22 protein-coding genes are annotated in these 25,526 nt (G+C 57.3%); 12 read left to right on the top strand and 10 right to left on the bottom strand.

What is annotated here, in order from left to right:
* Nucleotide 1: 1 nt before the first annotated feature.
* Nucleotides 2-1,036, bottom strand: coding sequence for an NAD(P)-dependent alcohol dehydrogenase (locus PVE98_RS20555; RefSeq protein ID WP_096074066.1), 1,035 nt, complete (start codon nucleotides 1,034-1,036; stop codon nucleotides 2-4).
* Between the two features lie 221 nt (nucleotides 1,037-1,257).
* On the opposite strand from PVE98_RS20555, the gene PVE98_RS20550 reads away from it, so the two are divergent.
* A complete protein-coding gene (locus tag PVE98_RS20550; protein ID WP_096074067.1) occupies nucleotides 1,258-1,800 on the top strand; it encodes a D-lyxose/D-mannose family sugar isomerase in 543 nt (180 codons plus the stop codon).
* Nucleotides 1,801-1,883: 83 nt separating this feature from the next.
* Nucleotides 1,884-2,885, top strand: coding sequence for a LacI family DNA-binding transcriptional regulator (locus PVE98_RS20545; protein ID WP_096074068.1), 1,002 nt, complete (start codon nucleotides 1,884-1,886; stop codon nucleotides 2,883-2,885).
* Between the two features lie 49 nt (nucleotides 2,886-2,934).
* On the opposite strand, the gene PVE98_RS20540 is transcribed toward PVE98_RS20545, so the two are convergent.
* Both PVE98_RS20540 and PVE98_RS20535 read right to left on the bottom strand, forming a co-directional pair.
* Nucleotides 2,935-3,318: a VOC family protein gene (locus tag PVE98_RS20540; RefSeq protein ID WP_033748429.1), complete on the bottom strand. Its 384-nt coding sequence runs from the start codon at nucleotides 3,316-3,318 to the stop codon at nucleotides 2,935-2,937.
* Nucleotides 3,315-4,472, bottom strand: coding sequence for an MFS transporter (locus tag PVE98_RS20535; RefSeq protein WP_096074346.1), 1,158 nt, complete (start codon nucleotides 4,470-4,472; stop codon nucleotides 3,315-3,317). Before PVE98_RS20535 ends, PVE98_RS20540 begins: the two co-directional genes overlap by 4 nt.
* Nucleotides 4,473-4,610: 138 nt before the next feature.
* Here PVE98_RS20535 and PVE98_RS20530 point away from each other — a divergent pair, with 138 nt between their 5' ends.
* Nucleotides 4,611-5,381, top strand: coding sequence for a DeoR/GlpR family DNA-binding transcription regulator (locus PVE98_RS20530; RefSeq protein WP_096074069.1), 771 nt, complete (start codon nucleotides 4,611-4,613; stop codon nucleotides 5,379-5,381).
* A gap of 4 nt (nucleotides 5,382-5,385) precedes the next feature.
* Here PVE98_RS20530 and PVE98_RS20525 read toward each other — a convergent pair whose 3' ends face one another.
* Nucleotides 5,386-6,873: a PLP-dependent aminotransferase family protein gene (locus tag PVE98_RS20525; RefSeq protein WP_096074070.1), complete on the bottom strand. Its 1,488-nt coding sequence runs from the start codon at nucleotides 6,871-6,873 to the stop codon at nucleotides 5,386-5,388.
* Nucleotides 6,874-7,051: 178 nt separating this feature from the next.
* Between PVE98_RS20525 and gabP the strand changes: the two genes are divergently transcribed.
* Complete coding sequence (gabP, locus tag PVE98_RS20520; protein WP_072010391.1) at nucleotides 7,052-8,467, top strand: GABA permease; 1,416 nt, start codon at nucleotides 7,052-7,054, stop codon at nucleotides 8,465-8,467.
* 88 nt (nucleotides 8,468-8,555) lie between these two features.
* Here the strand turns inward: gabP and PVE98_RS20515 are convergent, their stop codons facing one another.
* Nucleotides 8,556-9,440, bottom strand: a complete 885-nt coding sequence (locus PVE98_RS20515) for a siderophore-interacting protein (RefSeq protein WP_096074071.1) — start codon at nucleotides 9,438-9,440, stop codon at nucleotides 8,556-8,558.
* Between the two features lie 15 nt (nucleotides 9,441-9,455).
* Entirely contained in the window at nucleotides 9,456-10,634 is a 1,179-nt protein-coding gene (locus tag PVE98_RS20510; protein ID WP_096074072.1) for an MFS transporter, read from the bottom strand.
* A gap of 164 nt (nucleotides 10,635-10,798) precedes the next feature.
* Here PVE98_RS20510 and PVE98_RS20505 point away from each other — a divergent pair, with 164 nt between their 5' ends.
* The 6 genes from PVE98_RS20505 (at nucleotide 10,799) to PVE98_RS20480 (ending at nucleotide 19,227) form a co-directional block, all read left to right on the top strand.
* Nucleotides 10,799-12,541 (top strand): IucA/IucC family siderophore biosynthesis protein, encoded by a 1,743-nt coding sequence (locus PVE98_RS20505; protein ID WP_096074073.1) that lies wholly within the window; start codon nucleotides 10,799-10,801, stop codon nucleotides 12,539-12,541.
* Nucleotides 12,541-13,488 (top strand): GNAT family N-acetyltransferase, encoded by a 948-nt coding sequence (locus PVE98_RS20500; protein ID WP_096074074.1) that lies wholly within the window; start codon nucleotides 12,541-12,543, stop codon nucleotides 13,486-13,488. Before PVE98_RS20505 ends, PVE98_RS20500 begins: the two co-directional genes overlap by 1 nt.
* Nucleotides 13,485-15,212 (top strand): IucA/IucC family siderophore biosynthesis protein, encoded by a 1,728-nt coding sequence (gene iucC, locus PVE98_RS20495; protein WP_096074075.1) that lies wholly within the window; start codon nucleotides 13,485-13,487, stop codon nucleotides 15,210-15,212. The genes PVE98_RS20500 and iucC overlap by 4 nt, the downstream gene beginning before the upstream one ends.
* Nucleotides 15,209-16,534 carry a lysine N(6)-hydroxylase/L-ornithine N(5)-oxygenase family protein gene (locus PVE98_RS20490; protein ID WP_096074076.1) on the top strand — a complete coding sequence of 442 codons (1,326 nt, stop codon included), beginning with the start codon at nucleotides 15,209-15,211 and terminating at the stop codon, nucleotides 16,532-16,534. Before iucC ends, PVE98_RS20490 begins: the two co-directional genes overlap by 4 nt.
* A gap of 25 nt (nucleotides 16,535-16,559) precedes the next feature.
* On the top strand, nucleotides 16,560-18,749 hold the full coding sequence (locus tag PVE98_RS20485) for a TonB-dependent siderophore receptor (RefSeq protein WP_096074077.1): 2,190 nt from the start codon (nucleotides 16,560-16,562) through the stop codon (nucleotides 18,747-18,749).
* 181 nt (nucleotides 18,750-18,930) lie between these two features.
* Entirely contained in the window at nucleotides 18,931-19,227 is a 297-nt protein-coding gene (locus PVE98_RS20480; RefSeq protein ID WP_033748410.1) for a hypothetical protein, read from the top strand.
* 320 nt (nucleotides 19,228-19,547) lie between these two features.
* On the opposite strand, the gene PVE98_RS20475 is transcribed toward PVE98_RS20480, so the two are convergent.
* A complete protein-coding gene (locus PVE98_RS20475) occupies nucleotides 19,548-20,066 on the bottom strand; it encodes a hypothetical protein (RefSeq protein ID WP_333620282.1) in 519 nt (172 codons plus the stop codon).
* A 268-nt stretch (nucleotides 20,067-20,334) separates the two neighbouring features.
* Nucleotides 20,335-21,081 carry an SDR family oxidoreductase gene (locus tag PVE98_RS20470; RefSeq protein WP_096074079.1) on the bottom strand — a complete coding sequence of 249 codons (747 nt, stop codon included), beginning with the start codon at nucleotides 21,079-21,081 and terminating at the stop codon, nucleotides 20,335-20,337.
* A gap of 98 nt (nucleotides 21,082-21,179) precedes the next feature.
* Between PVE98_RS20470 and PVE98_RS20465 the strand changes: the two genes are divergently transcribed.
* Both PVE98_RS20465 and PVE98_RS20460 read left to right on the top strand, forming a co-directional pair.
* Nucleotides 21,180-22,067: an AraC family transcriptional regulator gene (locus PVE98_RS20465; RefSeq protein ID WP_096074080.1), complete on the top strand. Its 888-nt coding sequence runs from the start codon at nucleotides 21,180-21,182 to the stop codon at nucleotides 22,065-22,067.
* Nucleotides 22,068-22,496: 429 nt separating this feature from the next.
* Complete coding sequence (locus PVE98_RS20460; RefSeq protein ID WP_333620283.1) at nucleotides 22,497-23,582, top strand: acyltransferase; 1,086 nt, start codon at nucleotides 22,497-22,499, stop codon at nucleotides 23,580-23,582.
* Between the two features lie 373 nt (nucleotides 23,583-23,955).
* Here PVE98_RS20460 and fetB read toward each other — a convergent pair whose 3' ends face one another.
* Both fetB and fetA read right to left on the bottom strand, forming a co-directional pair.
* Nucleotides 23,956-24,735 (bottom strand): iron efflux ABC transporter permease subunit FetB, encoded by a 780-nt coding sequence (gene fetB / locus PVE98_RS20455; protein ID WP_096074082.1) that lies wholly within the window; start codon nucleotides 24,733-24,735, stop codon nucleotides 23,956-23,958.
* Nucleotides 24,722-25,390 carry an iron efflux ABC transporter ATP-binding subunit FetA gene (fetA, locus tag PVE98_RS20450; protein WP_096074083.1) on the bottom strand — a complete coding sequence of 223 codons (669 nt, stop codon included), beginning with the start codon at nucleotides 25,388-25,390 and terminating at the stop codon, nucleotides 24,722-24,724. Before fetA ends, fetB begins: the two co-directional genes overlap by 14 nt.
* Nucleotides 25,391-25,526: the final 136 nt, after the last annotated feature.

Here is a 25,526-nt window from a genome sequence, read left to right as displayed (position 1 = left end):
GTTACTCCATTTCCAGCATGATTTTGATATCTGAGGCGTTGCCGGCGGCCGCGCGCTCAAAAGCGGCGACGCTTTCGCTGAATTTGTAGGTCTGGCTGATCAGCGGCTGCACGCGCAGCTTGCCGCTGCTCAGCAGACGCAGCGTGCGCGGATACATATTGGCGTAGCGGAAAATGGTCTTGAAGGTAATCTCTTTCGCCTGCGCGGCCACGATGTCCATCGGCGCCGCATCGATCGGCATGCCGACCAGCACCGCGGTCGCGCCCGGCGCGGCATGCTGCGCCAGCGTGGCGATAGCCGGTTTGGCGCCGCTGCACTCGAACACCACGTCAGCGCCGTTGCCGCTGGTCAGCGCGGCGACGGTAGCGGCCAAATCGCCGCTTTTGATGTTAACCGCGTGCAGCCCGTCGTAGTTGGCGGCGACCGCCAGCTTCTCATCGAACAGATCGCAAATGATGACGTCTGAACATCCACCTGCGAGCGCGGCCAGCGCCGTCACGACGCCAATAGGGCCGGCGCCGATCACCAGCGCGATATCCCCTGGCTTAATACCCGCTTTGGTCGCGGCGTGCATGCCAATCGCCAGCGGCTCCACCATCGCCCCTTCGGCAAAGCTGACGTTATCGGGCAGTTTGAAGGTAAAGGCGCCGGGGTGAATAACGGTTTCACGCAGACAGCCGTGTACCGGCGGCGTCGCCCAAAAACGTACGGCGGGATCGAGGTTGTAAATGCCAGCGCGCGACTGGGCCGAGTTCAGATCCGGGATGCCCGGCTCCATGCAGACGCGATCGCCGGGTTTGACGTGAGTGACATTTTTGCCGGTGGCCAGCACCACGCCCGACGCTTCATGACCCAGCACCATCGGCGCCTCAACCACAAAAGGACCAATGCGGCCGTGCTGATAGTAGTGAACGTCGCTGCCGCAAATGCCGACGGAGTGAATTTTAATTTCGACGTCGTTATCGCCGAGCGTTTCATCGAATTGGCGATCTTCAATGGCGATTTTGCCCGCTTGCGCCAGAACCAATGCTTTCATTTTATGCCCCCGGTAAGATCATTTTAATGGTATCGATATCATTTATCTGCGGCGATACTGCTGCAAATAAAGCTGCAAAACTGTGATGTTTGTTAAAAAATCATCATCAAGGTTAACAACCAAACCCTATAGCAATGAGTAACATTGAGTTTGATCACAGATTAACCCTGGCTGCCCTGCAATAAATGTTATCGATACCATTATGATGAGTTGAGGAAGCGATGACGGACACCCATGAATATGTGCAACACACGCTGAGCGCGCTGCGTCAGGCCAACATTACGCTCACGCAGGAAGAGCAGCAGCGTATTGAGATCGCCACGTTCGGACTGCCGGATTACCCTGTTTCCGGCCTGCAGCTGCTGACCTATGTGAACTCGCCGCGCTACTGCGCCAAAGAGCTGGTGCTGTTTCCCAGACAAACCTGTCCTGAGCATCTGCACCCGCCGTTTGAAGGCACGCCGGGCAAACAGGAAACGTTTCGCTGCCGCTGGGGCGAGGTTTACCTGTTCGTGGACGACAGCAGCCTGCCAGAGAATGACGCCGGCGGCGCGCCGGTTTGCCGCGTGCCGGAAGGAAGCGAGGCCTGGTACACCTGCACCGGCTATGTCCTGCTGCGGCCCGGCGAGCAATACACCATCGCGCCGAATACGCGCCACTGGTTTCAGGCGGGCGATAACGGAGCGGTGGTCTCGGAGTTCTCGTCTGAAAGCCGCGATGAGCTGGATATTTTCACCGATCCGCGCGTAAACCGGCTGGCGTAACAATCAGCATTAGCATCGCACCCCAGGATCTGTCATGATTTGTAAATGATACAAAATGATGTGGTTTAATTAAGGAGCCGAAATTGGCAGCAGGTCGGGGACGAAAGGCGACGCTGGCAAGCGTCGCCGCGCAGGCGAACGTCAGTAAAATTACCGCTTCCCGGGCGTTTTCGCAGCCTGAGAAAGTGCATCCGGAAACGCTGCAGCGCATTCGCGAAACAGCAGAGCAGCTTGGCTATGTCGTTAATGCCGCCGCGCGCAACCTGCGGGCGAAAGCCAGTAAAACCATCGGCATCGTCAATCCTGATATGGCAAACCCGTTTTTTGGCGGACTGACGCGGCTGATGACGCTGGAAGCGCAAAAGATGGGTTACGACACGCTGGTGTTTGACTCCTGCGAATCGCAGGAAGCGGAAGACCGCATTATCGATAAGCTGATCGGCTATAACGTCGACGCCATTATTCTTTCCGTGATATCCAATGACGTTAACTATCATCCCGCCTATATGAAGCGGCTGGAAATTCTCAACATCCCCGTCGTACTGGTCGATCGCGAACTGCAGGCGTCGCACTGCAGCGGCGTCTATATCGATAACCTGGACTGCGGCCTGCAGACCGGCCGCTGGCTGTTAGAGCAGCAGGCCAGCCGCGTCGTCGTGGTTTCCGGGCCGGAAAATTCCAACGTCGCGCGTGAAAGAGTCACCGGCTTGCAGGCGGCTTTGCTGGGCAAGGTGGAATCGTTCGAAATTCTGTACGCCGATTTCTTTATGGATGCCGCGTGGCGCGAAACCAGCCGCTGGCTGAACAGCCATAAGGCTCCAGATTACTTTGTCGGCTGTAATAACCAGATCTCGCTGGGCATCATTAAAGCCTGTATCGAGCACAAACTGCGGCTCATGGACGACGTCAACCTGTTCAGTATCGATCATGTTTCCCACGCCGAGATTTACGGTTTCCACTTTCCCTGCGTCAGCCACGACCTGCAGGAGATCGCCTGGCAGGCGCTCAACCTGGCGATTCGCCGCGTGCAGGATGGCGACAGCAAGCCAGGAAAGGTTATCGTGCGCGGCAGAATCGCCGCATAGCGAATGCGGCGCGCGATCTCTGGGCCGATAATCGGCCCAGGTTCCCACCCTAACTTACAATCTCAATCAGATTGCCGTCTGGATCGCGGATAATCGCCTCATAATAGCCATCCCCGGTGACCCGCGCGGGGCTAACCAATATGTTACTGGCGTCAGCCTTCCTGACCATCTCATCGACCCGTTGCCGAGAGCCTACCGTGATGGCGAGATGAGCCCATCCCGTCACTTCTTTCCCGTGCGGGCCGCTCTCCAGCCCGTCCAGACTCATAAGCTCAATGGTCGGCCCTTCGGCTAAGCTGACAAAATAAGAGCGGAAGCCAGGCCGGTTTTTGCTGATATAGAGATCGTTCGATTCAGCGGCGAAGAAATGCCGCCAGAACGCCTTTTGCGCTTCAAGATCTCTGGTCCATAACGCCACGTGTGCGATTTTCATGCGTTTTCCCTTACCGACCGCGCGCGGCCAAGATTCAGGCTGAACGCCAGCGCGCCGACAAACAGCATTAGCCCCATGATGAGTGAAAAGGCGACGGCGAGAGACGTGAAATGAGCGACATAGCCAATGAGTGCCGGGCCGCTCAGCACGCCCAGATATCCCAGGGTGGTCATGGCCGGAACGGCAACCGACTGCGGCATCACGCTCTGCTGCCCCACCGCCGAAAACATCACGGGCACGATATTCGCACAGCCGGCTCCTACCAGCGCGTATCCCGGCAGCGACAGGTGCCACGAGGGAACGTAGATCACCAGCGCCAGCCCGGCGATCGTCATCACCGATCCGCCGACAACCACGGTAAAGCGGCCGAGATGGCGAACAACGCGGTCGCCCGTTAGCCTGGCGGCGGTCATGGCCACGGCGAAACAGGTATATCCCAGACCGCCCAGCGTATCCGGCATGCCTTTCACCTGCGTCAGATAGAGCGCGCTCCAGTCCAGCACCGTCCCTTCGGTCAGAAACACGGAAAAACAGACAATCCCCAGCAACAAAACGATTCCGCGCGGCCTGGCGAACGCAGGCCCCTCTTTAGGGTTGGCGTAGGTCAACAGCCCCGGATAGCTCAGTATGGCTAACGCCAGCACCATAAAACTAACCAGCAGCGTCGCGACAGCAATCTCTGTTCCCATCGCTAACAGCAAGGTCATTACGCCCGCGCCCGCAATGCCGCCAAAACTGTACATGCCATGAAAACCCGACATCAGCGGAACGGATGATTGCTTTTCCACCAGGATCGCCTGAATGTTCATGGCGCAGTCGGTAACGCCCATGCCCACGCCGAACAGCAGCAGCACCAGCCCCAGCAGCAGCGGATCGGCAATAAACGCCAGCGGCGGCGCGCTGACGATAATTACCGCCATGGAAACCATGATGACGCGACGGCAGCCGAAGCGGCTGGTGAGCGAGCCTGTTACCGGCATCGCGATCAGCGCGCCGACGCCCAGACAGAGCAGCAACGTGCCCAGCGTCGCCTCATCGACGCCCGTATTGGCGCGAGCATAGGGCACAATAACCGCCCAGGCGGCGGTGAGCGCGCCCGCAATAAAAAAAGCCAGCCGCGTCGCATGGCGCGAAGTAATTCGGGTGAATGGCATAACCATGTAGTTCCTCGTCAGATGGCTGCAAACCCCTTCTGCGTACGGGTAAAAGCGCAGCAGGAACGGGTTGACAGGTGCGGTGGCATGCACGATCATGCTCACTTAAGCGCGTTATAATAATATTAAAGGTAATTTATGCTCGATTATGCAGCTTTCCCGGAGCAGCGGCAAGCGTTGATCCGACTAACTTTGCGCGAACAGGGACGCGTGGTTTGCGCCGAACTCGCCCGCCAGCTGGGTGTCTCAGAGCATACGGTTCGGCGCGATCTCCATGAACTCAGCAAGGAAGGCCTGTGCAAAAAGGTGTATGGCGGCGCGGTGCTCATCGTGCCGGATGCCGGCACTTTTGCGATACGAAAAGAGCACAATCTCTCAGCTAAAGAGGCCATCGCGCAAAAGTGCGCAGAGCGAATAAAAAATGCGAGCTGCATCTTTATCGATGCCGGTACCACCAATCTGGCTATGACCCGGTTTCTGCCTGCAACGCTCGTCGCTACGGTGGTCACCAATGCGCCCGATATCGCCGCGGCGCTGCTGAACTTTGCCGCGATTGACGTCATTATGCTTGGCGGTCGCATTGATAAAAACAGCGGCGGCTGCGTCGGCAACAGGGCCATTGAGCAGCTGAAAGGCGTGATGTTTGACCAGGCGTTTATAGGCGGATGCGCCATGAGTCCCGATACTGGACTGACAGGCTTTAATTACGATGACTGTGAGTTTAAGAAAGCGGCTATCAGGCAAAGCAGCCAGACCATTGTCGGGCTGACCGCAGAGAAAATCCCAGGCGTCGCCAGGTTCTCCGTCGCCAGCTGCGAAGAAATAGACGTTCTGGTTATTGAAGACAAGCTTGATCGCGCATTTCAGCTGGCGCTGAAAGAGAAAAACATCGCCCTTGTCACCGTTTAAGACATTACTGCGCCTTAACCTCGATGCCCGCCGCGACCAGACAGCCCTTCAGCACGCCGAAGGCATCCTGACACTGCCGCTCATTGACGCAGGCGTAGCCGAGCAGCAATCCGCGTTCGCGCTGCGGATGCATATAGTACTGCGAGAGCGGCCGCACCTTTACGCCGCGCTTGAGCGCCTCTGCGGTAATCGCGACGTCATCGCAGCCCGGCGGCAGCCGCAGCACCAGATGCAGCCCCGCTTCATGGTTGACCGGCGGTAAAAACGACGGCCCCAGATAGCGCTCGATCAGCTTGCATAAGAACTGACGCCGCTGGCCGTAGAGTAACCGCATGCGGCGGATATGATCCATGTAGTGCCCCTGGCGGATAAACTCACCCAGTGCGCGCTGGATCAAGAGATGACCGCCGCGGTAGAGTTCGGTCGCTGCGGTACGCATCGGCTCGGCCAGCATCTTCGGCACCACCATGTAGCCAATGCGCAGCGCCGGATAGAGCGTTTTGCTGAAGGTGCCCATATAGATGACTGGCGCATCCTCTTCCAGCCCCTGTAGCGACGGCCAGGGCGTGCCTGAAAAGCGAAACTCGCTGTCGTAGTCATCTTCGATAATCCAGCTGCCGTGACGTCGCGCCAGCGCCAGCAGGGCTTTACGCCGCGCCAGACTGAGATGTGCGCCCAGCGGATATTGGTGTGACGGCGTCACGAATACCATGCGAGGCGGCGGCCCGGACGCCGGCACGATGCCCTCGTCGTCGACCGGGATGGCGCGAATTTTCATGCCGTTTTTACGCAGCAGGTTGCGCGTGCCCCAGTAACCTGGCTCTTCCATCCACACCAGATCGCCAGGATCGCCCAGCACGCAGCTCACCAGATCCACCGCCTGATGCACCCCTTCGGTGATGAGAATTTGATCGGCATCCGCCTTCACCGATCGCGCCACGCGCAGATACTCCACCAGCGCATGGCGGAGATCGGGGCAGCCGCCGCCGCTGCTGTAAATCAGTCGGTGAACGTCGGGATCGCGATTGAGCCGCGCCTGAATCTGGCTAAACAGCTTATGCGGGAATTCGGTCACGTCGGGCGCGCCGGGCACGAAGGCGCCCCACTGATAGGGCGAGGCGGTGGCATGCCCTAGCAGCATCGCGCCGCGTTTTGACAGCGTGGCCGGCAGCGGTGCGGCAACCGGCTGAAGCAGATCGATCGCCTGACTTTGCAGACAAATCTCCGGCAGCGTCTCCACCACGCGGGTGCCGCTGCCGGTGCGCGCCGTAACATAGCCCTGTGCCATTAAACTTTCATAAACATGCAGTACCGTATTACGCGATACGCCCAGCTCGCGCGCCATGTCGCGCGTCGGCGGCAAACGTCCGCCGCGAGGAAAAACCCCTTCAATAATAGCGGCCTGTATGCAGGCCAGCAGTCGCTGCTGTAGCGAACCACTCTGCAAAACCTGCAGTCGCTCTAATAAGTGATCGGCATATAACAGCTGCAATTGGCTCCATCCCACTCTCTGAAATTGGCTCTGGCAACTTACCTCTCCGCACGCATTAATAAAAGCCTTTGTCGGGAATTGTAAATAAAACGTATCAGCTTCCCGGCTCGCTGCCGCGAGTCTGTCCCCCTGCTCGTCCCGGGCACACAAGCCCGGGAGCCGTTCTGGAGATGTATTGATGACGAGAATGCAGAGTGCGAATGAAGATGCACTGGCACAAAATCTAAAGCCGCGCCATGTGCGCATGCTGTCCATTGCCGGCGTGATTGGCGCAGGCCTGTTTGTGGGATCCGGCCACGCTATCGCCGAGGCGGGCCCGGCGGTGCTTATCGCCTATGCCGCTGCTGGCGCGCTGGTGGTGTTGATTATGCGTATGCTGGCGGAGATGGCGGTGTCGCTGCCGGACTCCGGCTCGTTCTCTACCTACGCCGACAAGGCGCTCGGCCGCTGGGCCGGCTTTACCATCGGCTGGCTCTACTGGTGGTTTTGGGTGCTGGTGATCCCTCTGGAAGCGAACGCGGCCGGCACCATCCTGCACGCCTGGTTTCCGCAGATCGCCATCTGGCAGTTTACGCTCGCTATTACGGTGGTTTTAACCCTGACCAATTTGCTGAGCGTAAAAAACTACGGCGAGTTCGAGTTCTGGTTCGCCCTGCTCAAGGTCGCGGCGATCGTCGCATTCCTGTGTGCCGCCGGCCTGGCCGTATTCGGCTATCTGCCCAACAGCGGCGCCAGCGGCCTTCAGCATCTTTATGACACCCAGGGATTTATGCCCAACGGCATCGGCAAGGTGATGGCGGCGATTCTGACCACCATGTTTTCATTTATGGGTACCGAAATTATTACCATCGCAGCCGCCGAATCGAAGAACCCCGGCAAGCAGATCACTCAGGCCACCAATTCGGTTATCTGGCGTATCGCGCTGTTCTATCTGCTGTCGATATTTTTCGTGGTCGCGCTGGTGCCCTGGAATTCGCCGTCGCTGGTTGAGCACGGATCCTATCAGACCGTGCTGCAGGCCATGAATATCCCGCACGCCAAACTCATCGTCGATGTCGTGGTGCTGATCGCGGTTTGCAGCTGCCTTAACTCGGCGCTCTATACCTCTTCGCGCATGCTCTACTCCCTGTCGCGTCGAAAAGATGCGCCTGCGGCGGCCTCGCGCACCACGCGCAGCGGTACGCCATGGGTTGCGGTGCTGCTTTCGACGGCGGCGGCGTTTGTCGCGGTGGTGGCTAACTATCTGGCGCCCAGCGTGGTGTTTGAGTTCCTGCTGGCAAGCTCAGGCGCCATCGCGCTGCTGGTTTATCTGGTGATAGCTTTCTCTCATCTGGTGCTGCGCAAAAAGCGCGAAAAAGCGGGCGAAACGCTGAGTTACCGCATGTGGCTGTTTCCCGGTCTGACCTGGCTGACCATTTTGTTTATCGTCACCGTGCTAGTTTGCATGTTATTTAACGCGCAGCATCAAAATGAGTTGCTGGCGACCGGCGGTCTGACGCTGGTGATTATCATCGCCAGCCTGGTGATGCCGCGCAGGGAGCGGCAGCGGCAAAAAGCGCGCTTCTACGCCGTGCGCTCCTCTGAAAACTCCTGACAAGTCTCTCTGAGGCGCGCCGTACCGCAGTGCGGCTCGCCTCCGCCCGTATCGCTTTCCGCACGATAAATTAAGCAAACCGACGCGGTTAACCTTTGCTCCAGTAGGCCATAAAGCTCACGCTCTCGCTCGCCAGCTGGCGCTCACCCACCAGATAACGTCGGAGGTGCCTGACGGCTGAGGACTCCGCCGCCACCCAGCCGTAAAAACGATCGTTTTTGCACGCCGCACTGCGCCACAGGCTCTCCTGTTCGACCTCAAGGGACGCCGGAGAGGCGCGGAGCGCGGAGTCAGGCACGGCGACGTTCGCCTTTACCGCCTGCAGCAGCGCTGCGCCGTGCGCCGACCGGGTTTGGTCGCGGGGAAGCCAGAAGACCTCGGCAAAGGCATATTCCCGCCAGTCGACGCAGTCCTCCGCCCGCGGTACCTCCTGAAAAATCTGCAGCGCAGGCGGCGACGCCATTTGCGCCACCTGCTCAAGGATCCCCTTCACCGCCGGCAGCGCCGTCTCATCGGCGACCACCAGCGCGCGCTCTACCTCGGGATCAGGCCGCCACTCATATCCCCCGCTGTCGGCGGCGTGTTGCCGGTTAGGCGCGACCATCTGCAGAGCGTCGCCTGGCGCGGCGCCGATGACCCAGGCCGAAGCGGGCCCCTCTGTGCCATGAATCACAAACTCCACCTCCACCAGGCGGTCGGCAGCGTTAACAGCGCGCAGCGTATAGGTGCGCGGTATCGGTCTTTGCTCGGGCGGCAAGGCTTTAAGCTGCTCGCGCCACGGAAGATGCGCGATTAACGAGGCGGGAATCCCCTGTAACGACGGAAAGAGAATTTTAATGCGTTGATCGGGCCCATCGCGCTTCATCATCTCTATTTCTTCGCCCGTAAAGAGGCAGCTCACCAGCGAGGGAGAGAGCCATCTTTTGCGCAGCAGGGTGACATTGAATAAGCGGTAGGCTGGAATGGGGTCCATATTTTTTCCTGACGTTCAGCGCGCGCTTTCCGCGCTTGCCGTTACTCGCAGCCGACAGGCCACCATGAAAAATATCACCGATGCTATCCATGCGCCCGCCAGCACCTGGTGCTGTCCCCACTGCCACGTGATGAAGGGGATCAGCAAGGCGCTCAGGCCGTAGCCAAGCGTGTGGCTGGTGGCGATCAGGCCCGCGCCTTTGCCGATAGAGAGTTTTTGATTAAGCATCAGCTGATAGGCTGGGGTCGCCATCGCGGCGCCGAAAGAGGTGACGGCAATGCCTGCATAAAGCGAAATAAGGTTGCCGACGACCATGATGCCCAGCCCTGCGCTCATCAATACCGCTGCGCTAAACAGCAGCGGCTGAATCTGCAGCCGCTGCGGCCTGACCACAAGAAACTGCGCCAGCAGCGTCGCGATGGCGGCCAGGCTCAGCAGCCAGGCGATATGACGGCTGACCGCCGCGGGCTCGCTCATGTAATCGCGCAGCACGGGCGCCAGTCCGATCTGCATCAGGCTGATGCTGAGGGCGAGCAGCGCCGCCAGCGCCAGAAGCGGCAGCAAACTGCTATGCCAGCGTGCGGCATGATGCGCCACCGGCATCAGCGGCGGATCGCCATACTCGCGGCCGATCAGCATCAGGGCGAAGAGCGGCGCGGCGGCCATCAGCCACAGCGGCGCCATCGGATAAAGGCTGAGCGCCAACGCCGCCAGAGGCGGCCCCAGCAACCTCCCGCAGCTTAGCCCGGAGCTGATCGCCGCCAGCGCCGCCATGCGCCGCTCTGCGCCAGCGCGCTGCATCGCCCAGGTTTGCGCGGCGGGCACCATACCCGAGACGGTCAGACCGTACACCATCCGCGACAGGATTAGCGCGGCAAGCCCAGCAGGCATGCCGACCCGCTTTTCCGCCATCAGCCAGACCGCCAGCGCCAGAATGCCGAAGCTGGCCAGATAGCCTGACAGCGATGCCACCACGACAAATTTACAGCCCTTCACTTCGGCGACGCGTCCCCACCAGGGCGAGGCGGGCAGAAACAGCATCGAACCAAACATCAATAAACCGGCCCAGGTCGAGAGCGTCAGGCCGGTCATCTCTACCAGCTGTGGCAGCACGACCAGTAAGCCGTTCTGACCAATTCCCAGCAGCCCGGCGCAAAAAGCCAGCGGCCAGCTTGATTTACCCGGCCCCGTCATACCCGCCTGCTCTGTAATAACTGACACATAAATGTAAAGACACCGTTAAAAACAGGGATATACAGTTCATTAGATGTATGCAAATATTGCAAAAATGATTGCCTTTGTAAATTAAATAATTATCATAACGATAATCATTATCAGTTAAGAAGTGAGATTATCTTATGGATGGCTTTTCTCAAACGGCTGGCGTTGACGTGGCGGCGCAGTGCTTTCTCAATGCGCTTTTTCGGGAAACGCGCGACTGGAAATATGTTGCCGAGGCTGCGCCCGGCCAGAGGCAACATATTGACCTGCCCCTTTCGTCATCACAGGCGATCCGCCTGCCGCTGCGCTACTTCTCTCCTACTCAGCACCATCAGTATCAGTTTCCCGCGCGGCTTATCAGCCCGGATTCGCCTGAGGGCGAAGCCATCAGCTTTGCAACCCTGGTATCGCTAACCCTGGCAAAACCGGCTATTCGCGCGGAGCTCAGCAGCGACGTCATCGAGCGTTTCCAGCAGCGCGTCGGCGAAAGTCATGCCAATACCTGGCAGGCGATCAATGTGCGTCATCGCTGGCCTGAGTTACGCCACAAACCGCTTTCGTTTGCTGAGGCCGAACAGGCGCTGCTGGTGGGACACGCATTCCACCCAGCCCCGAAATCGCACGAGCCTTTTGATGAAGCAGAAGCGCGCCGCTATCTGCCTGAGTTTGCCTCTGACTTCCCGCTGCACTGGCTCTCCGTCGATAGCGAGTATGTGGCGGGCGAAAGCCTCGGCCTGTCGTTGCGCGCCCGTCTGCTGCGTTTTGCCGCGCAGAGCGCGCCCGCGCTGCTGAGTCAGTTTACCGACCAGCGCTGGCTGATCCCGATGCATCCGTGGCAGGCACGCTATCTGCTGTCGCAGGCGTGGTGCCAGCAGCTGGTCGCCAGCGGCGCGCTGGCGGACTTAGGGGAATGCGGCAGCGCCTGGCTGCCTACCAGCTCGTCGCGTTCGCTCTACTCGCCCGCCAGCAGCGACATGATCAAATTCTCGCTGAGCGTGCGTCTGACTAATTCGGTGCGGACCCTGTCGGTGAAAGAGGTGAAGCGCGGTATGCGCCTGGCGCGTCTCGCCCAGACCCCGCGCTGGCAGTCGTTGCAGATGGACTATCCCACCATGCGCGTGATGCAGGAGGATGGCTGGGCCGGGTTGCGCGCCGCTGATGGCGCGATCCAGGAAGAGAGCCTGATGGCGTTTCGCGTCAACAGCCTCTTCGATACCCCGGCAACCCAGACCAACGTGCTGGTCAGCCTGACGCAGGCCGCGCCAGACGGCGGCGACAGCCTGCTGGCGGCAGCGGTAAGAAGAGTGAGCGTTCGGCTCGGGCTGACGCTTGCCCAGGCGGCGCAGTGCTGGCTGAACGCCTACTGCGATCGCGTACTGCTGCCGCTGTTCGGCACCGAGGCCAATTACGGCCTGGTGCTGCTGGCGCATCAGCAAAACATTCTGGTGGAGATGCAGCAGGATCTGCCGGTCGGCCTGCTCTACCGCGACTGCCAGGGCAGCGGCTTCACGGAAAACGCGGCCGACTGGCTGGCGCAGATTGACGAAGCGGATGCGGAAAACCGCTTTAGTCGCGAGCAGGTGCTGCGCTACTTCCCCTATTACCTGCTGGTCAACTCCACGCTGGCGGTCACCGCCGCGCTGGGCGCCGCAGGCTTCGAGACCGAAGAGCGCCTGATGGCGCAGGTGCGCGACCGGCTGGCGGCGTTGCGCAGTCGCGTCAGCGATACCCGCAGCCTTGATTACGTGCTCGACAGCCGACACTGGAACTGTAAAGGCAATTTCAACTGCTATCTCTACGACCACAACGAAAACACCATCGCCGATCCGGCGGTGATCTACTTCGATTTCCAGAATCCGTTCTACAGGGAGAAGCCGTGATGCCAAACGCGCATATCGTACATGGCGACACCGGTTTCCGCTGTGCGCTGACCGGACAGCCGTTGCCGCTCATGCTCGGGCTGGACAACAGCGCCGCGCTGCAGTTTATAGCGGCGATACCGGAAGGCTGGCTTGCCGAGGCGATCGATCAGCTGCTGGTGGCCGCACCGCACCTGAGCGGCGTTCATCTCCCCTGGGCGCAGTGGCAGCATGAGCCGCAGGCGCAGGCGCTGTTCGCGGCGGTCGACGGCGACTACATTTCCCGCGAAACCTTCTGGCAGCTGCCGATCTGGCGCCGCGGCGAACGCCCGACGGCCAGCGGCAAAATGCAGTTCGACGATGAGCGTCAGCTCTTCTATCCCGTACGTCCGGCCAGGCCGGAAGGCGAAATCTATCGCCGCTACGATCCGCAGATCAAGCGGACGCTCAGCTTTCGCGTCGCCGACGTGGCGGAGGACGCCGCGCGCTTTACGCGCTGGATGAACGCGCCCCGCGTCAACGCCTTCTGGGAAATGGCGGCGCCGCAGCCGGAGCAGGAAAACTACCTGCGCAAGCAGCTCGACTCCGCATATTGCTTTCCGGTGATTGGCTGCTTTGACGACCAGCCGTTCGGCTATTTCGAAATTTACTGGGCGGCGGAAGATCGCATCGGCCGTCACTACCGCTGGCAGCCTTACGATCGCGGTTTGCACATGCTGGTGGGCGAAGAGGCGTGGCGCGGCGCGCACTTTATTCGCAGCTGGCTGCGCGGGCTGACGCACTATCTGTTTCTCGACGAGCCCCGTACGCAGCGCATCGTCGCTGAACCGCGCTACGACAATCAGCGTCTGTTCCGCCATCTGCCGGTTGCCGGCTATCACACCCTCAAGGAGTTCGATTTCCCCCACAAACGCTCTCGCCTGGTGATGAGCGAGCGCCACCGCTTCTTTACGGAGGTAGGGTTATGATGTGGGAGCGCGTCAACCGCGAGATGATCGCCAAAATTCTCGCCGAGCTGGAGTATGAGCAGGCGCTGCGCGCTATAGAGCGGTCAGCTGGCCGCTGGGAAATCACCGTGGGCTCAGCGCGCTGGGAATTTGCCGCCAGCCGCGGCATCTGGGGCTGGCTGCATATCGATCCCGCCTCTCTCAGCGGCGGGCCGCTGGAGGCGGACGCGCTGCTGCGTCAGCTGGCCGTGGCGCTGGAGATGAGCGATGCCCAGACGGCCGAGCATCTTGAAGATCTTTATGCCACGCTGCGCGGCGATCTGCAGCTGCTGGAAGCGCGCCGCTCGCTGAGCGCCGACGATCTGATCGCGCTCGATGCGGATGAGCTGCAGTGCCTGCTCAGCGGACATCCCAAGTTCATCTTCAACAAAGGGCGGCGCGGCTGGGGGCTGGATGCGCTGCGCGCCTATGCGCCGGAGTACCGCAACCGGTTTCAGCTGCACTGGGTCGCGGTACGCCGCGATAAGCTGGTCTGGAGCCATGAAGAGGCGTGCGACATCTCTACCCTGCTTGCCAGCGCCATGGATGACGCCGAGCTGACGCGTTTTCACCAGCACTGGCAGTCAGTCGGACTCGACGACAGCTGGATGGCGTTGCCCGTTCATCCCTGGCAGTGGCAGCAAAAAATCGCGATTCACTTTCTGCCGCAGCTGGCGCGCGGCGAGATAGTCGAGCTGGGCGCCTTCGGCGACCGCTATCTGGCGCAGCAGTCGTTGCGCACCCTGACCAATGTCAGCCGCGCGGCGCGGTTCGATATCAAACTGCCGCTGACCATCTATAACACCTCCTGCTATCGCGGCATTCCCGGCAAGTATATCGCCGCCGGGCCGCTCGCCTCCGGCTGGTTAACGCGGCAGTTCGCGCAGGATGAGACGCTGCGCGCCACCGGCGCCCGGATTCTGGCGGAGCCGGCCGCAGGCTACCTGTCTCACGAAGGCTACGCCGCGCTGCCGCAGGCGCCCTATCGCTACCAGGAGATGCTCGGCGTGATCTGGCGCGAAAGCCCCGGCTGCTACTTGCAGGCAGGCGAACAGGCGGTGCTGATGGCCGCGCTGATGGAAACCGACAACGCCGGACGCCCGCTGATTGACGCCTGGATTAAGGCTTCGGGGCTGGATGCGGCAAACTGGCTGAGCCGCATGTTCGACGTGGTGGTGATCCCCTTCTATCACCTGATGTGCCGCTACGGCGTGGCGCTTATCGCGCACGGTCAGAACGTCACGCTGGTGATGAAGGACCATATTCCGCAGCGCATTCTGCTGAAGGATTTTCAGGGCGATATGCGCCTTATCGATCGCGATTTCCCGGAGGCGGCGTCGCTGCCCGCCGCGGTGAAAGAGGTCACCGCGCGTCTGAGCGCCGACTATCTTATTCACGATCTGCAGACCGGGCACTTTGTCACCGTGCTGCGTTTTATCTCCCGTCTGACGCTGCAGTCGGGCATCGATGAGCGCCATTTCTATCGCCTTCTCGCCAGCGTGCTGCAGCGCTATATGGCGCAACACCCTGCAATGGCCGATCGCTTCGCCCTGTTCGATCTCTTCAAACCTCAGATCATCCGCGTCGTGCTTAATCCGGTAAAGCTGAGGTTCTCAGAGCACGACGGCGGCAGCCGAATGCTGCCCAACTACCTTACCGATCTCGATAACCCTCTCTATCTGGTGACCCAGGAGTCTGCAAAATGAAGCCTTATGATTTCATTGGCATAGGCATCGGCCCGTTCAACCTCAGCGTCGCCGCGCTGGCGGAAGGACTGGACGGTTTTAGCTCGCTGTTTCTTGAGCGCAAATCCGACTTCGCCTGGCATCCCGGCATGATGGTGCCGGACTGCGCAATGCAAACCAGCTTTCTCAAAGACCTTGTAAGCGCGGTCGAGCCGACCAACCGCTATAGCTTTGTCAACTATCTGGTGCAGCAAAAGAAATTCTACCGTTTTCTCACCACCGAGCAGCGCACGGTCTCCAGAGAGGAGTTTTCCGACTACCTGGCCTGGGTGGCGAAGCGGCTGAGCAATCTGGCCTTTAACCAGCCGGTCACCCGCGTGACCTTTAACGACGCGACGCGTCTGTTCACGGTTGAAACCGCGCATGACTGTTTCCAGGCACGCCATGTCTGTCTCGGCATTGGAAAGCAGGCCAGGCTGCCGGCGTGCGTCACCGAACAGAGCGATCGCTGCTTTCACGCCAGCGAAATGATGCTGCGTCGGCCGGACCTGCACGGCAAGCGCGTTACCATCGTCGGTGGTGGCCAGAGCGGCGCCGACCTGTTTCTCAATATCTTCCGCGGCGAATGGGGCCAGCCCGCAGCCCTGAACTGGGTGTCGCGCAGGAATAACTTCAACGCGCTGGATGAAGCCGCCTTCGCCAACGAGTACTTCACGCCGGAGTACCTGGAAAGCTTCTCGACGCTGGACGAAAGCGCGCGCCAGCAGATGCTGAACGAGCAGAAGATGACCTCAGACGGCATCACCAGCGAGTCGCTTCTCGCCATCTATCGGGCGATGTATCACCGCTTTGAGGTGCTGCGCGAGCAGCCCTGGGCGCGCCTGATGCCGTCGCGCTCGGTGATCTCGCTTGAGCAGGCGCAGGAGGCGCAGCAGCTGAGGCTGCGTCACCATCTCGATCGCGGCGAAGAGCAGCTGACGACCGACGTGGTGATTTTCGCCACCGGCTACCGCTCGGCGCGTCCCGCTTTTCTGGCGCCTGTTGCGCATCGTCTGCAGCTCGATCGCGACGAAAATTTCCAGATCAACACCGACTTCACCCTTAACTGGGACGGACCGGAAAGCAACAGCCTTTTTGCCGTCAATGCCGGGATGCAGCGTCTGGGCATTGCGGAACCCCAGCTCAGCCTGATGGCCTGGCGCGCCGCCCGCATTCTTAACCGTGCGCACCCGGCAGAGCCGTTCGAGCTGAGCACCACCCCTGGCGTGATCCAGTGGCGCACGCAGCAGCCGGAAAATCACGATCGGGATCCTCAACACACCGTTAATACAGTTCAGTTTTGAACACGTCATCGGAAAAAAATAAAAAATGAAACAGCCGTATCTGTGGGTTTTAAATCCTTGTTTACTCGCGATGCTCTCTTCCGGCGCCTGGGCCGAAGAGATAAAAGAGGATCAAATGGTGGTCTCCGCCAGCCGCTCGCACCGCAGCGTGGCGGAAATGGCGCAAACCACCTGGATTATCGAGCAGGATGAAATTGAGCAGCAGGTTCAGGGTGGCAAGGAGTTAAAAGAGGTGCTGGCGCAGCTCATTCCCGGCATGGACGTCAGCAGTCAGGGACGCACCAACTACGGTATGAACATGCGCGGTCGCTCGATGATGGTGATGGTGGACGGCGTTCGCCTTAACTCGTCACGCAGCGACAGCCGCCAGCTGGACGCGATCGATCCTTTCAACATCGAGCGTATCGAGGTGATTTCAGGCGCGACCTCGCTCTATGGCGGTGGCAGTACCGGCGGCTTAATTAATATCGTCACTAAAAAAGGCCAGCCGGGCACGCAGGCAGAGCTGCAAACCGGCGTCAAAAGCGGGTTCAACAGCCATAACGATCATGATGAGAACGTCGCGGCGGCGGTGAGCGGCGGCGACGACAAGGCCTCGGGTCGCCTGTCGGTTGCGTATCAGCGCTACGGCGGCTGGTACGACGGCAAAGGCAACGAGGCGATTATCGACAATACCCAAACCGGGCTGCAGTACTCTGATCGTCTGGATGTGATGGGCACGGGCACGCTCAATATCGATGAGAACCAGCAGCTGCAGCTCACCACGCAGTACTTCAAGAGCGAATCGGACGGCAAGCACGGCCTCTATCTGGGCGAGAATTTCTCGGCGGTAACCGGCTCCGGCAGCGCCTATAACTCAGGCAATCTCGACTCCGACCGCCTGCCCGGCACCGAACGCCATCTGATCAATGTGCAGTACTCCAATACCGACTTTTTCGGCCAGGATCTGGTGGCGCAGGTTTACTATCGCGACGAGAGCCTGACCTTCTATCCTTTCCCTACCCTTACCCGCAACCGCGTCTCCAGTATCGGCGCCTCACAGCAAAAGACCGATTTCTATGGCGGCAAACTGACCCTCAACAGCCAGCCGCTCGATGCCCTGACGCTGACTTACGGCGTTGACGCCGACCATGAGACCTTTGACGCCAATCAGCAGTTTTTTGACCTGAATACCGCGGCGCAAAGCGGCGGCATGACGCTAAAAAATGCCTATAACGTCGGGCGCTATCCAGGCTATAGCATCACCAATCTTGCGCCGTTCCTGCAGTCGAGCTACGACATCGACGCCATCACGCTGAGCGGCGGCGTGCGGTATCAGTATACGAAAAACAAAGTGGACGACTTTGTCGGCTATGCCCAGCAGCAGGCGATCGCCACCGGCCAGGCCAACTCGGCGGATGCGGTGCCGGGCGGCTCGACCGATTACAATAACCTGCTCTTCAATGCCGGCATTCTGGGTCGTCTGACCGAGCGCCAGCAGGTCTGGTTTAACTTCTCGCAGGGCTTTGAGATCCCCGATCTGGCCAAATATTACGGCTCCGGCACCTATCGCCTGACGAACGGGCATTACAACCTCACCAACAGCGTTAACGTCAATGATTCGAAGCTCGATGGGATCAAAGTCGACTCTTACGAGCTCGGCTGGCGCTATACCGGCGATAACCTGCGCACCCAGCTGGCGGCTTACTATTCGCTGTCGGATAAAACCATCAGCATCAATAAAACCGATATGACGATTAACCTGGATGACGATAAGCGTCGCATTTACGGCGTGGAAGGCCAGGTTGATTACTTCTTTAACGACAGCGAATGGAGCACCGGCTCTAACTTCAACGTCATTAAATCTGAAACGCGCGTCGAGGGTAAATGGGAGAAGCTGACCATCGACAGCGCCAGCCCGTCAAAAGTCAGCGCCTGGCTGAACTGGGCGCCTGGCGACTGGAACCTGCGCGTGCAGAGCACGCAAACCTTTGACGTTTCCGATGCGGACGGCAAGAAAATCAACGGCTATAACACCGTTGACCTGCTGGGAAGCTATGCGCTGCCGGTCGGCAAACTCAGTTTCAGCGTGGAGAACCTGCTGGATAAAGATTACACCACGGTGTGGGGCCAACGGGCGCCGGGGCTCTATAGCCCGACCTACGGCGACGCAGCTCTTTATACCTATAAGGGGCGCGGACGGACCTTTGGGCTGAACTACTCGGTGCTGTTCTGAGGTTAAACGGGCATCTGCTCTGAGGGATGCCCGAAAGCGAATTGACTCTGCGCGTAAGCCTCTGCCTGTAGTACGGACCAGCGGCTTACGCCTTTTCTTTTTTAAATAGAGAGCAAGGAACTGGCAAAACCGCCAAACTAAAGTAAACTTAAATTTCTATCCACAGTTAAGGGCGATTCCCATGCCAGTATATGACATCTCAATTGAACTCCGTGGGAAAGTAAACGCGGCTGAAGAGTACAGGCGATTGCGCAATGCCATGAACGACAATGGATTCCGGCACAGCATCGCTGACGACAGTGATAAAACTTACTGGCTCCCCAGAGATATATTTACCTATCAGGGAGATATCTCTAAACAAGAGCTGATGGATGCCGTCTACCATCTGTTAACCGAATTTGTACCTGCACCGGGCGTGATGGTGACAGAGTCAGTTGGCCGCTGCTGGCGCGGCCTCAGAGAAATTGAGGATTTTTAAGCATTACGGACCAGTGATTGCTCACACCATTTTAAAGATATCTTAATAGGCGATACTTCATTAATAGAAGAAGAACGTCACATGCCAGACAAGGAGCAGCATACTCAGGCTCCCCACCGCGCTTTGCATCAAGGTAGAGCAGATTATGGGCATGAGACCGTAGCGTATTTACTTAGCGAGTAGAGTAATCAACAGCAGCAATAAAATAACAGCGTCCATCATAACGAACACTGTTAACGGATAGCTGGTTCTATCAGATTCTGAGACCTGTAACCGTCTCAGGGATTATCCTCCACGGCAGCTAAAGCGCGTCGCGGATATCACTCAGGCTTGCAGTGGTAGCGCATGCCGGTCGGGTCGTCGGGAGCAGGCGCAATCTCCCAGGCCGGAAAGTGGGTGGCGTCGAAGTCCTCAAACCGCAGGCGGGTAGTGCCATTGACACGAACAAAGTGGGCTATCTCATCAGCCTCTTTTTTATTCTCAGGGAAAATGACGTGGACGCTGTCCGGATCGAGTTCAGTCACCTCTGCATCCTGTTCCAGCCATGAGGTCACTTCATAGGTATATCGGGCATAAACCGCGCCATCTACAGTACCGATGCTCTCGGCGCGAGAACGCTGTCGCCCGTCTTGAAAAGAGAGGATCTCCCCGCGTACCTTATTCCTGACCGTTATGCGATGCGTCCCGGCTGAAAGACTCCCCTCGCCCTGGCAGATCAACACCGTGCCTGGCGGCTGGGCGTTTTCGAAGCGCTCAATTTCTTCTCTCGTGGCCGCTCCAGCTCTGGCGGCGTACAGCATAATGGCTGGCAACACCCAGGCAGCTTTTCCGTGCGTCATTTTATTTTCCTTTCTATAGCGAGTCATGGATCTGTTATCGGCAAGAACCAGCTTGAACATGAGAGTAGATGTGAACGCCCACTTTTCATTTACCGCAAACCAGTAAGCTGGCTGACATACTACCGGCAAGCAATGTCTCATCACAAAAACTCAAATAACATATCCAGAATCGTCTTGATCGTTGACTGACCCCGCGGCCAGCAGGAAGTCCCTGATGAAATGGCGAGCTGCCACTGACAGGAAGAGTGGCAGTCGCGAACGCGCAGGATTAACCTACTTCATGCATCAGCGCCACCGCATCGTCTCCCGCAGGAATACGCAGCGGTGCGCTGGGATCGGTGGCGGCACGCCATATCGCTTCCGCAACGTCAATCGCTTTGGTGGTGGGTTGCGGCTGCTGCATTCCGCTAAACACGCGATCCAGCAGCGGCTGATAGGGTTCAGGCTGGGTGTTTTCCATGCGCGACCTGGCGTTTTTGCCGAAATCCGTGGTTGGAGCCAGGCCCGGCAGAACCAGACGCACGTTGATGTTGAAAGGCTGTAACTCTAGCGCCAGCGATTCGGTAAAGGCGTTCACCGCTGCCTTGCTTGCCGTATAAACAGCCAGCAAGGGCAGAGATTTAAGCGTCACGGTAGAGGTGACGTTAATCACCGTGCCGCTTTGTCTCGCGCGAAACTGAGGCAGTACAGCCTGCGTCATCGCGATAGTGCCGAGCGTATTGGTTTCGAATACCTCGCGCACCGTGGACATCTCCATACCTTCCAGCGCGGCGAGCACACCTATTCCGGCGTTGTTCACCAGAACATCAATCTCGCCCGCTTCTGCGATAGCCTGCCTGATGCTCTCCTCGTTGCTGACATCCAGCGGCAGCAGACGCAGATTATCGGCATCCGGAAACAGATCGGCCCGGGGATTACGCATGGTGGCGATCACGTTCCAGCCGCGTTCAAGAAAATAACGCGCCGTTTCATGGCCAAAGCCTGAAGAACATCCGGTGATTAAGATCGTTTTCACAATTTACTCCTGCTGGTGTTGAGGTAGGTGATTACTATATAGTCAGTTTTATGTACGCACTATAATGCACAGTCCAGCATTCATTCGCAGGAGTCCAGATGATCGATCCTTTAGCTGAAATCGTCTCGCTGCTACAACCGCAAGCGGCATTCTCTAAGCGCGTGTGCGCCAACGGCCGCTGGCGGGTACAACGCAACGAAACCGGTCAGCCGTTCTATTGCCTGCTGCTGGAAGGCCGCAGTCAGCTCACACTGAAAGGAAACCCGCCGATCAATCTGGAGCCTGGGGACTTTGTGCTCATCCCCGCCGCGCTGGAATTTTCTATGAGCAGCGTCGAACCGCCCGCAGCCGATGCGCCGGACACCCTGCCGCAAATGCTCGGCCCTGGTGAATTCTGGATAGGCGATCCAGAACAATCTGCCGACGTGCAAACCCTGATTGGCTATTGCCACTTCGATGCGCCCGATGCTGGGCTGATTGTCTCGCTGCTGCCGCAGGTCATTCATGTTCGCGGTGAATCGCGGCTGACTTTGCTGGTGCAGCTGGTGATGGACGAATGCCGCGCGCAACGTTCGGCGCGCGATATCGTCCTGGAACGATTGCTGGAGCTGTTATTGATCGAAGCGTTACGCTCGATACCGCTGGGTAGCGCATGCCCCGGCGTAATGAGTGGACTGGCCGATGAACGCGTGGCAGCGGCGATCCGGGCCATTCACGCCAGGCCAGAGCATAGCTGGACGGGCGCCGAACTGGCGAAAGCAGCAGCGCTATCGCGTTCCGCGTTCTTTGTACGCTTCCGTGAAACGGTGGGCATGGCGCCGATGGATTATTTGCTGACCTGGCGAATGGCGCTGGCGAAAAAACTGCTACGCGGGAAAAATATGGCGGTATTCGAAGTGGCCGAGCGCGTCGGCTATCGCTCAGCCAGCGCTTTTAGCGTTGCATTTACCCGCTATACCGGTATTGCGCCCGTAAAATATGGATAACTTATAAGTCTGCTAATTATTTTATAAGCCTGCTAAGTATTTTGCTTGCAAAGAATAAAAGTGAAAGATAAAGAGAAAATCCCTCCCAATGGCGCGCCACCCTCTCCTCTTGATAATAAATTTGTAATGTAGATGAATTTAGCATATAGCTCCAGGCCAGGATGACTATGGTTAACGTCAGAAGACAACGGAAGCTGGACTTAATTCGCTTTTAAAAAAAGCAGGTTCCTGAAAACCAGCCGAATGATATTTTGCGCTTTTTGCTCACGGCAGACCTGTCGCCAGCGATAATATTACCGCCATAACGGCTCAGAGCATTGCCCTGTTAATTCCTCACAGCCATCAGTTCGCGCTTATTTTATACGCAGTTTTCCAGGATAATTCTGGTTGAGTGTAAATCTATGTCAGTGTTAATTTAGCCTTAACACTTTGCACCATTTTTCTTTACTAAGGGAATATATGCACGCACGTATTACGCATCTCGATGGCATGCGCGGTTTAGCCATCCTGATGGTCATTGCTTATCATGCCTATGCACGATGGCCAGAACTATTACCTTACGTGGCGACGACACAACATATTCCGCTGCTGGCATTCGGCTGGGTAGGCGTGCAGCTATTTTTTATGATCTCCGGTTTTGTCATTTTTATGACGCTGGATAAATCGCGTAGTTATAAACACTTCCTGAAAAAACGCTGGCTGCGCCTGTTTCCGGCGATGCTGATCGCCAGTCTGCTGCTTTATATCGCTGGCGGATTTTTTACCGAATCGTCAGTAATTACCACAGAAAGCAGGAATCTCATTCCCGGCCTGATATTTGTCAATCCCGAAACCCTGACGCAATTTACCGGCGTTGAATTCAGCTCCATGGCGGGCTCGTTCTGGTCATTATATGTCGAAGCATTGTTTTACCTGATTATCGGCGCCGTCTATTTCACCATCGGACGAAAATATTGCCTGCCGGCGCTGCTCGTGCCGATGTTATTACTTTCGGCATCTTCGGTAATGAAATCATTTGGCCATCCCTTATTGATTGATGTTATTTCAAAATTCGGCTTTATTCATTACGCCTGGTTTATGGTGGGTTGTCTGGTTTATGAACGCTTACACGGGCGCGATAAAGGCTATCACTATCTCCTGGTATTACTGGGGCTGCTGATTAACTTCAGCTACTACGTTAAACACGACGGCATTATTTCAGTAGTACCATTATTAATGGTGATGCTCTTTTTTATCGCCAGCTTTTATTCAAAACAGATGGAGCGCTGGCTTTCGGTGCGCTTTTTCACCGCCATTGGCTTTGTCAGTTACGCGCTCTATCTGATTCATGAAAACCTGATGATCGCCATGATGATTAAGCTGAACGGTTATATTAAGAGTGAGGCGGTGATGATAGCGCTGCCAGTGGTCGTGGTCACCGTGCTCTATTATATCGCCTGGCTCATCAGCAAATATGCCGAGCCGGCGCTGCGGAATGCGTTAGGCAATGTCGTTGACAGACCCGTCAGGGCGTAAGATGGCCTTTCAACGCTGACTGCGTTTTATATATCAGCGTCTCATCAACGCTTTGCTGAGCAGGCTGGGAATATTCAGCCTGCTACTCGCTTAATCCTGAAGATACCTCTGATAAAGCCGGCACTGTGCCAGAAGCGGCCTCCAGTGATGCATACCAGTCAGAACGCAGCCTGAGAATGTTGGTCCCTGTCAAATGGCTAATCAGGACGTTCAGCTTCCTCTTTTTGTTGAGCATACACTACCAACCTTAAATGCCTCTCTTCATCCACAATCAGCGACGTGAATTCGAAAGACAAGCATTAGCTAAGAAATCATCTCCGCTAAATTGCGTTTAGTTACGCAGAATGAAACGCACAGAGGAATGACGATCAGGCTAATCTCCCTGTTTATCGGACATTTTTAGCTGTGACCTGGCATTGTAAAATCGTCGATAGGATAAGTAGACCGCGATGATGGTTGAGAGGCTGGCGGTCCCTATAAGCATAAATGTCACCATAATCTGATATTTAATCGCCTTTAGCGGGTCTATTCCCGCGAATATCAGCCCGGACATCATACCCGGCAAACTGACCAGCCCAACGGTTTTGGCCGCATCTACTGTCGGGATCATGGCTGTACGAATACTGTCAGCAATAATGCGGCCCGACGACATTTTTACCGACGCGCCAAGGCTCAGCATTTCCATTATTTTCTGGTGGTTGTCGCTGAAGCGCTGGTTCAGATTGCTGTAACACAGCCCTACCGCGACCATGGCGTTCCCCGCGATCATCCCTGAGATGGGAATGACCTGCATCGGCACAAAGGCTATCGCGCCACTTAATACCAGAATAGTAAGCGTGATAACGGTGCCGCTAAAAATAGCGGCAAAGGATATCGCAAAAACGTTAGCAATATTTCGACCGCGTTTACGGGCATTGATCGCGGCATTGACGCAGATAAACAGCACCATCAGCACCGTCAGCCAGCTATTATTGATATCAAAAATCGATTTCAGCACAAAGCCGACGATAACCAGTTGTATAATCGCCCGACAAACGCTCCAGAGAATATCTTTGCCCATACCGAGCTTTTTTTTCTGGCTGATAAGCAACGCTATCATGACCAGAGAGAGCGACAGTATTAGCGAGGTATCACTGATATTATGCTGATTCACGCCTGTTCTCCTTTTTTGGCGGCTCAAGGCGAAGCACATGCTCAGCCTGCTGAATATCATTTACACCATGACTGATCCGCACCACGGCTACCTTCTCTTCGGCTGAGATCCGGTTAATCAATGAAAGCACTGCCAGCCTGTTCTCTTCATCGAGGGCGCTGGTGACTTCATCCAGTAACAGTACCTCAGGCATAAACTGCAGATTACGCAGCAGTCCGATACGCTGCTTTTCTCCGCCTGAAAGTTGTTCTACAGATTTATTCAGCATATCCGCAGAGAGATTGACGCTCTCCAGCCCAGCAACCATTTTATCCCGCTGGGGTTTTTGCCGGCGAATCTGCCATGGCAACGCAAGGTTTTCATATACCGTCTGGCCAAACAGCTGCGGAGTCTGAAAACAGTACGAGACCTGCTGACGATAGCTCTCTGGACTGAGCGTCGTGATATCACTGTTTTTAAAACGGATATGTCCGGACGTTGGGGTGACAAGCGAAGCAAGAATTTTCAAAAGTGTGCTTTTTCCGCTTCCAGAGGGGCCGGTCAGCAACAGGGAGTCGCCCTGATGTAATTGCACAGATACGGGTTGCAGTAGCTGACGTTCACCAACGGAAAAAGTCACGTTTTGCACGTCAAGCAGGGGCAAAACATTGTTCATAGTTACCATTCAGGTTTTTATAAAACGGGAGAGAGTGATGTTGTGGGTACAGCACACGCATTGAGTCTGCTCGCTTTTGCATGTGTCCGCTATGTGCCACCAGCGATAATAGCTTACCTCAGGCCAGGCTTTACAC

The organism is Pantoea sp. GABEPS69 (assembly GCF_045780835.1).
Taxonomy (GTDB): Bacteria; Pseudomonadota; Gammaproteobacteria; order Enterobacterales; family Enterobacteriaceae; genus Pantoea; species Pantoea septica.
This window is presented reverse-complemented; position numbering and strand designations above follow the sequence as displayed.

Coding starts and splice junctions, on each gene's coding strand:
- PVE98_RS20465 (WP_096074080.1), top strand. CDS start 21,180: ATGATCGATCCTTTAGCTGAAATCGTCTCGCTGCTACAACCGCAAGCG.
- PVE98_RS20500 (WP_096074074.1), top strand. CDS start 12,541: ATGCCAAACGCGCATATCGTACATGGCGACACCGGTTTCCGCTGTGCG.
- gabP (WP_072010391.1), top strand. CDS start 7,052: ATGACGAGAATGCAGAGTGCGAATGAAGATGCACTGGCACAAAATCTA.
- PVE98_RS20555 (WP_096074066.1), bottom strand. CDS start 1,036: ATGAAAGCATTGGTTCTGGCGCAAGCGGGCAAAATCGCCATTGAAGAT.
- PVE98_RS20505 (WP_096074073.1), top strand. CDS start 10,799: ATGGATGGCTTTTCTCAAACGGCTGGCGTTGACGTGGCGGCGCAGTGC.
- PVE98_RS20480 (WP_033748410.1), top strand. CDS start 18,931: ATGCCAGTATATGACATCTCAATTGAACTCCGTGGGAAAGTAAACGCG.
- PVE98_RS20485 (WP_096074077.1), top strand. CDS start 16,560: ATGAAACAGCCGTATCTGTGGGTTTTAAATCCTTGTTTACTCGCGATG.
- iucC (WP_096074075.1), top strand. CDS start 13,485: ATGATGTGGGAGCGCGTCAACCGCGAGATGATCGCCAAAATTCTCGCC.
- PVE98_RS20515 (WP_096074071.1), bottom strand. CDS start 9,440: ATGGACCCCATTCCAGCCTACCGCTTATTCAATGTCACCCTGCTGCGC.
- PVE98_RS20490 (WP_096074076.1), top strand. CDS start 15,209: ATGAAGCCTTATGATTTCATTGGCATAGGCATCGGCCCGTTCAACCTC.
- PVE98_RS20510 (WP_096074072.1), bottom strand. CDS start 10,634: ATGACGGGGCCGGGTAAATCAAGCTGGCCGCTGGCTTTTTGCGCCGGG.
- PVE98_RS20540 (WP_033748429.1), bottom strand. CDS start 3,318: ATGAAAATCGCACACGTGGCGTTATGGACCAGAGATCTTGAAGCGCAA.
- PVE98_RS20530 (WP_096074069.1), top strand. CDS start 4,611: ATGCTCGATTATGCAGCTTTCCCGGAGCAGCGGCAAGCGTTGATCCGA.
- fetA (WP_096074083.1), bottom strand. CDS start 25,390: ATGAACAATGTTTTGCCCCTGCTTGACGTGCAAAACGTGACTTTTTCC.
- PVE98_RS20550 (WP_096074067.1), top strand. CDS start 1,258: ATGACGGACACCCATGAATATGTGCAACACACGCTGAGCGCGCTGCGT.
- PVE98_RS20475 (WP_333620282.1), bottom strand. CDS start 20,066: ATGACGCACGGAAAAGCTGCCTGGGTGTTGCCAGCCATTATGCTGTAC.
- PVE98_RS20535 (WP_096074346.1), bottom strand. CDS start 4,472: ATGCCATTCACCCGAATTACTTCGCGCCATGCGACGCGGCTGGCTTTT.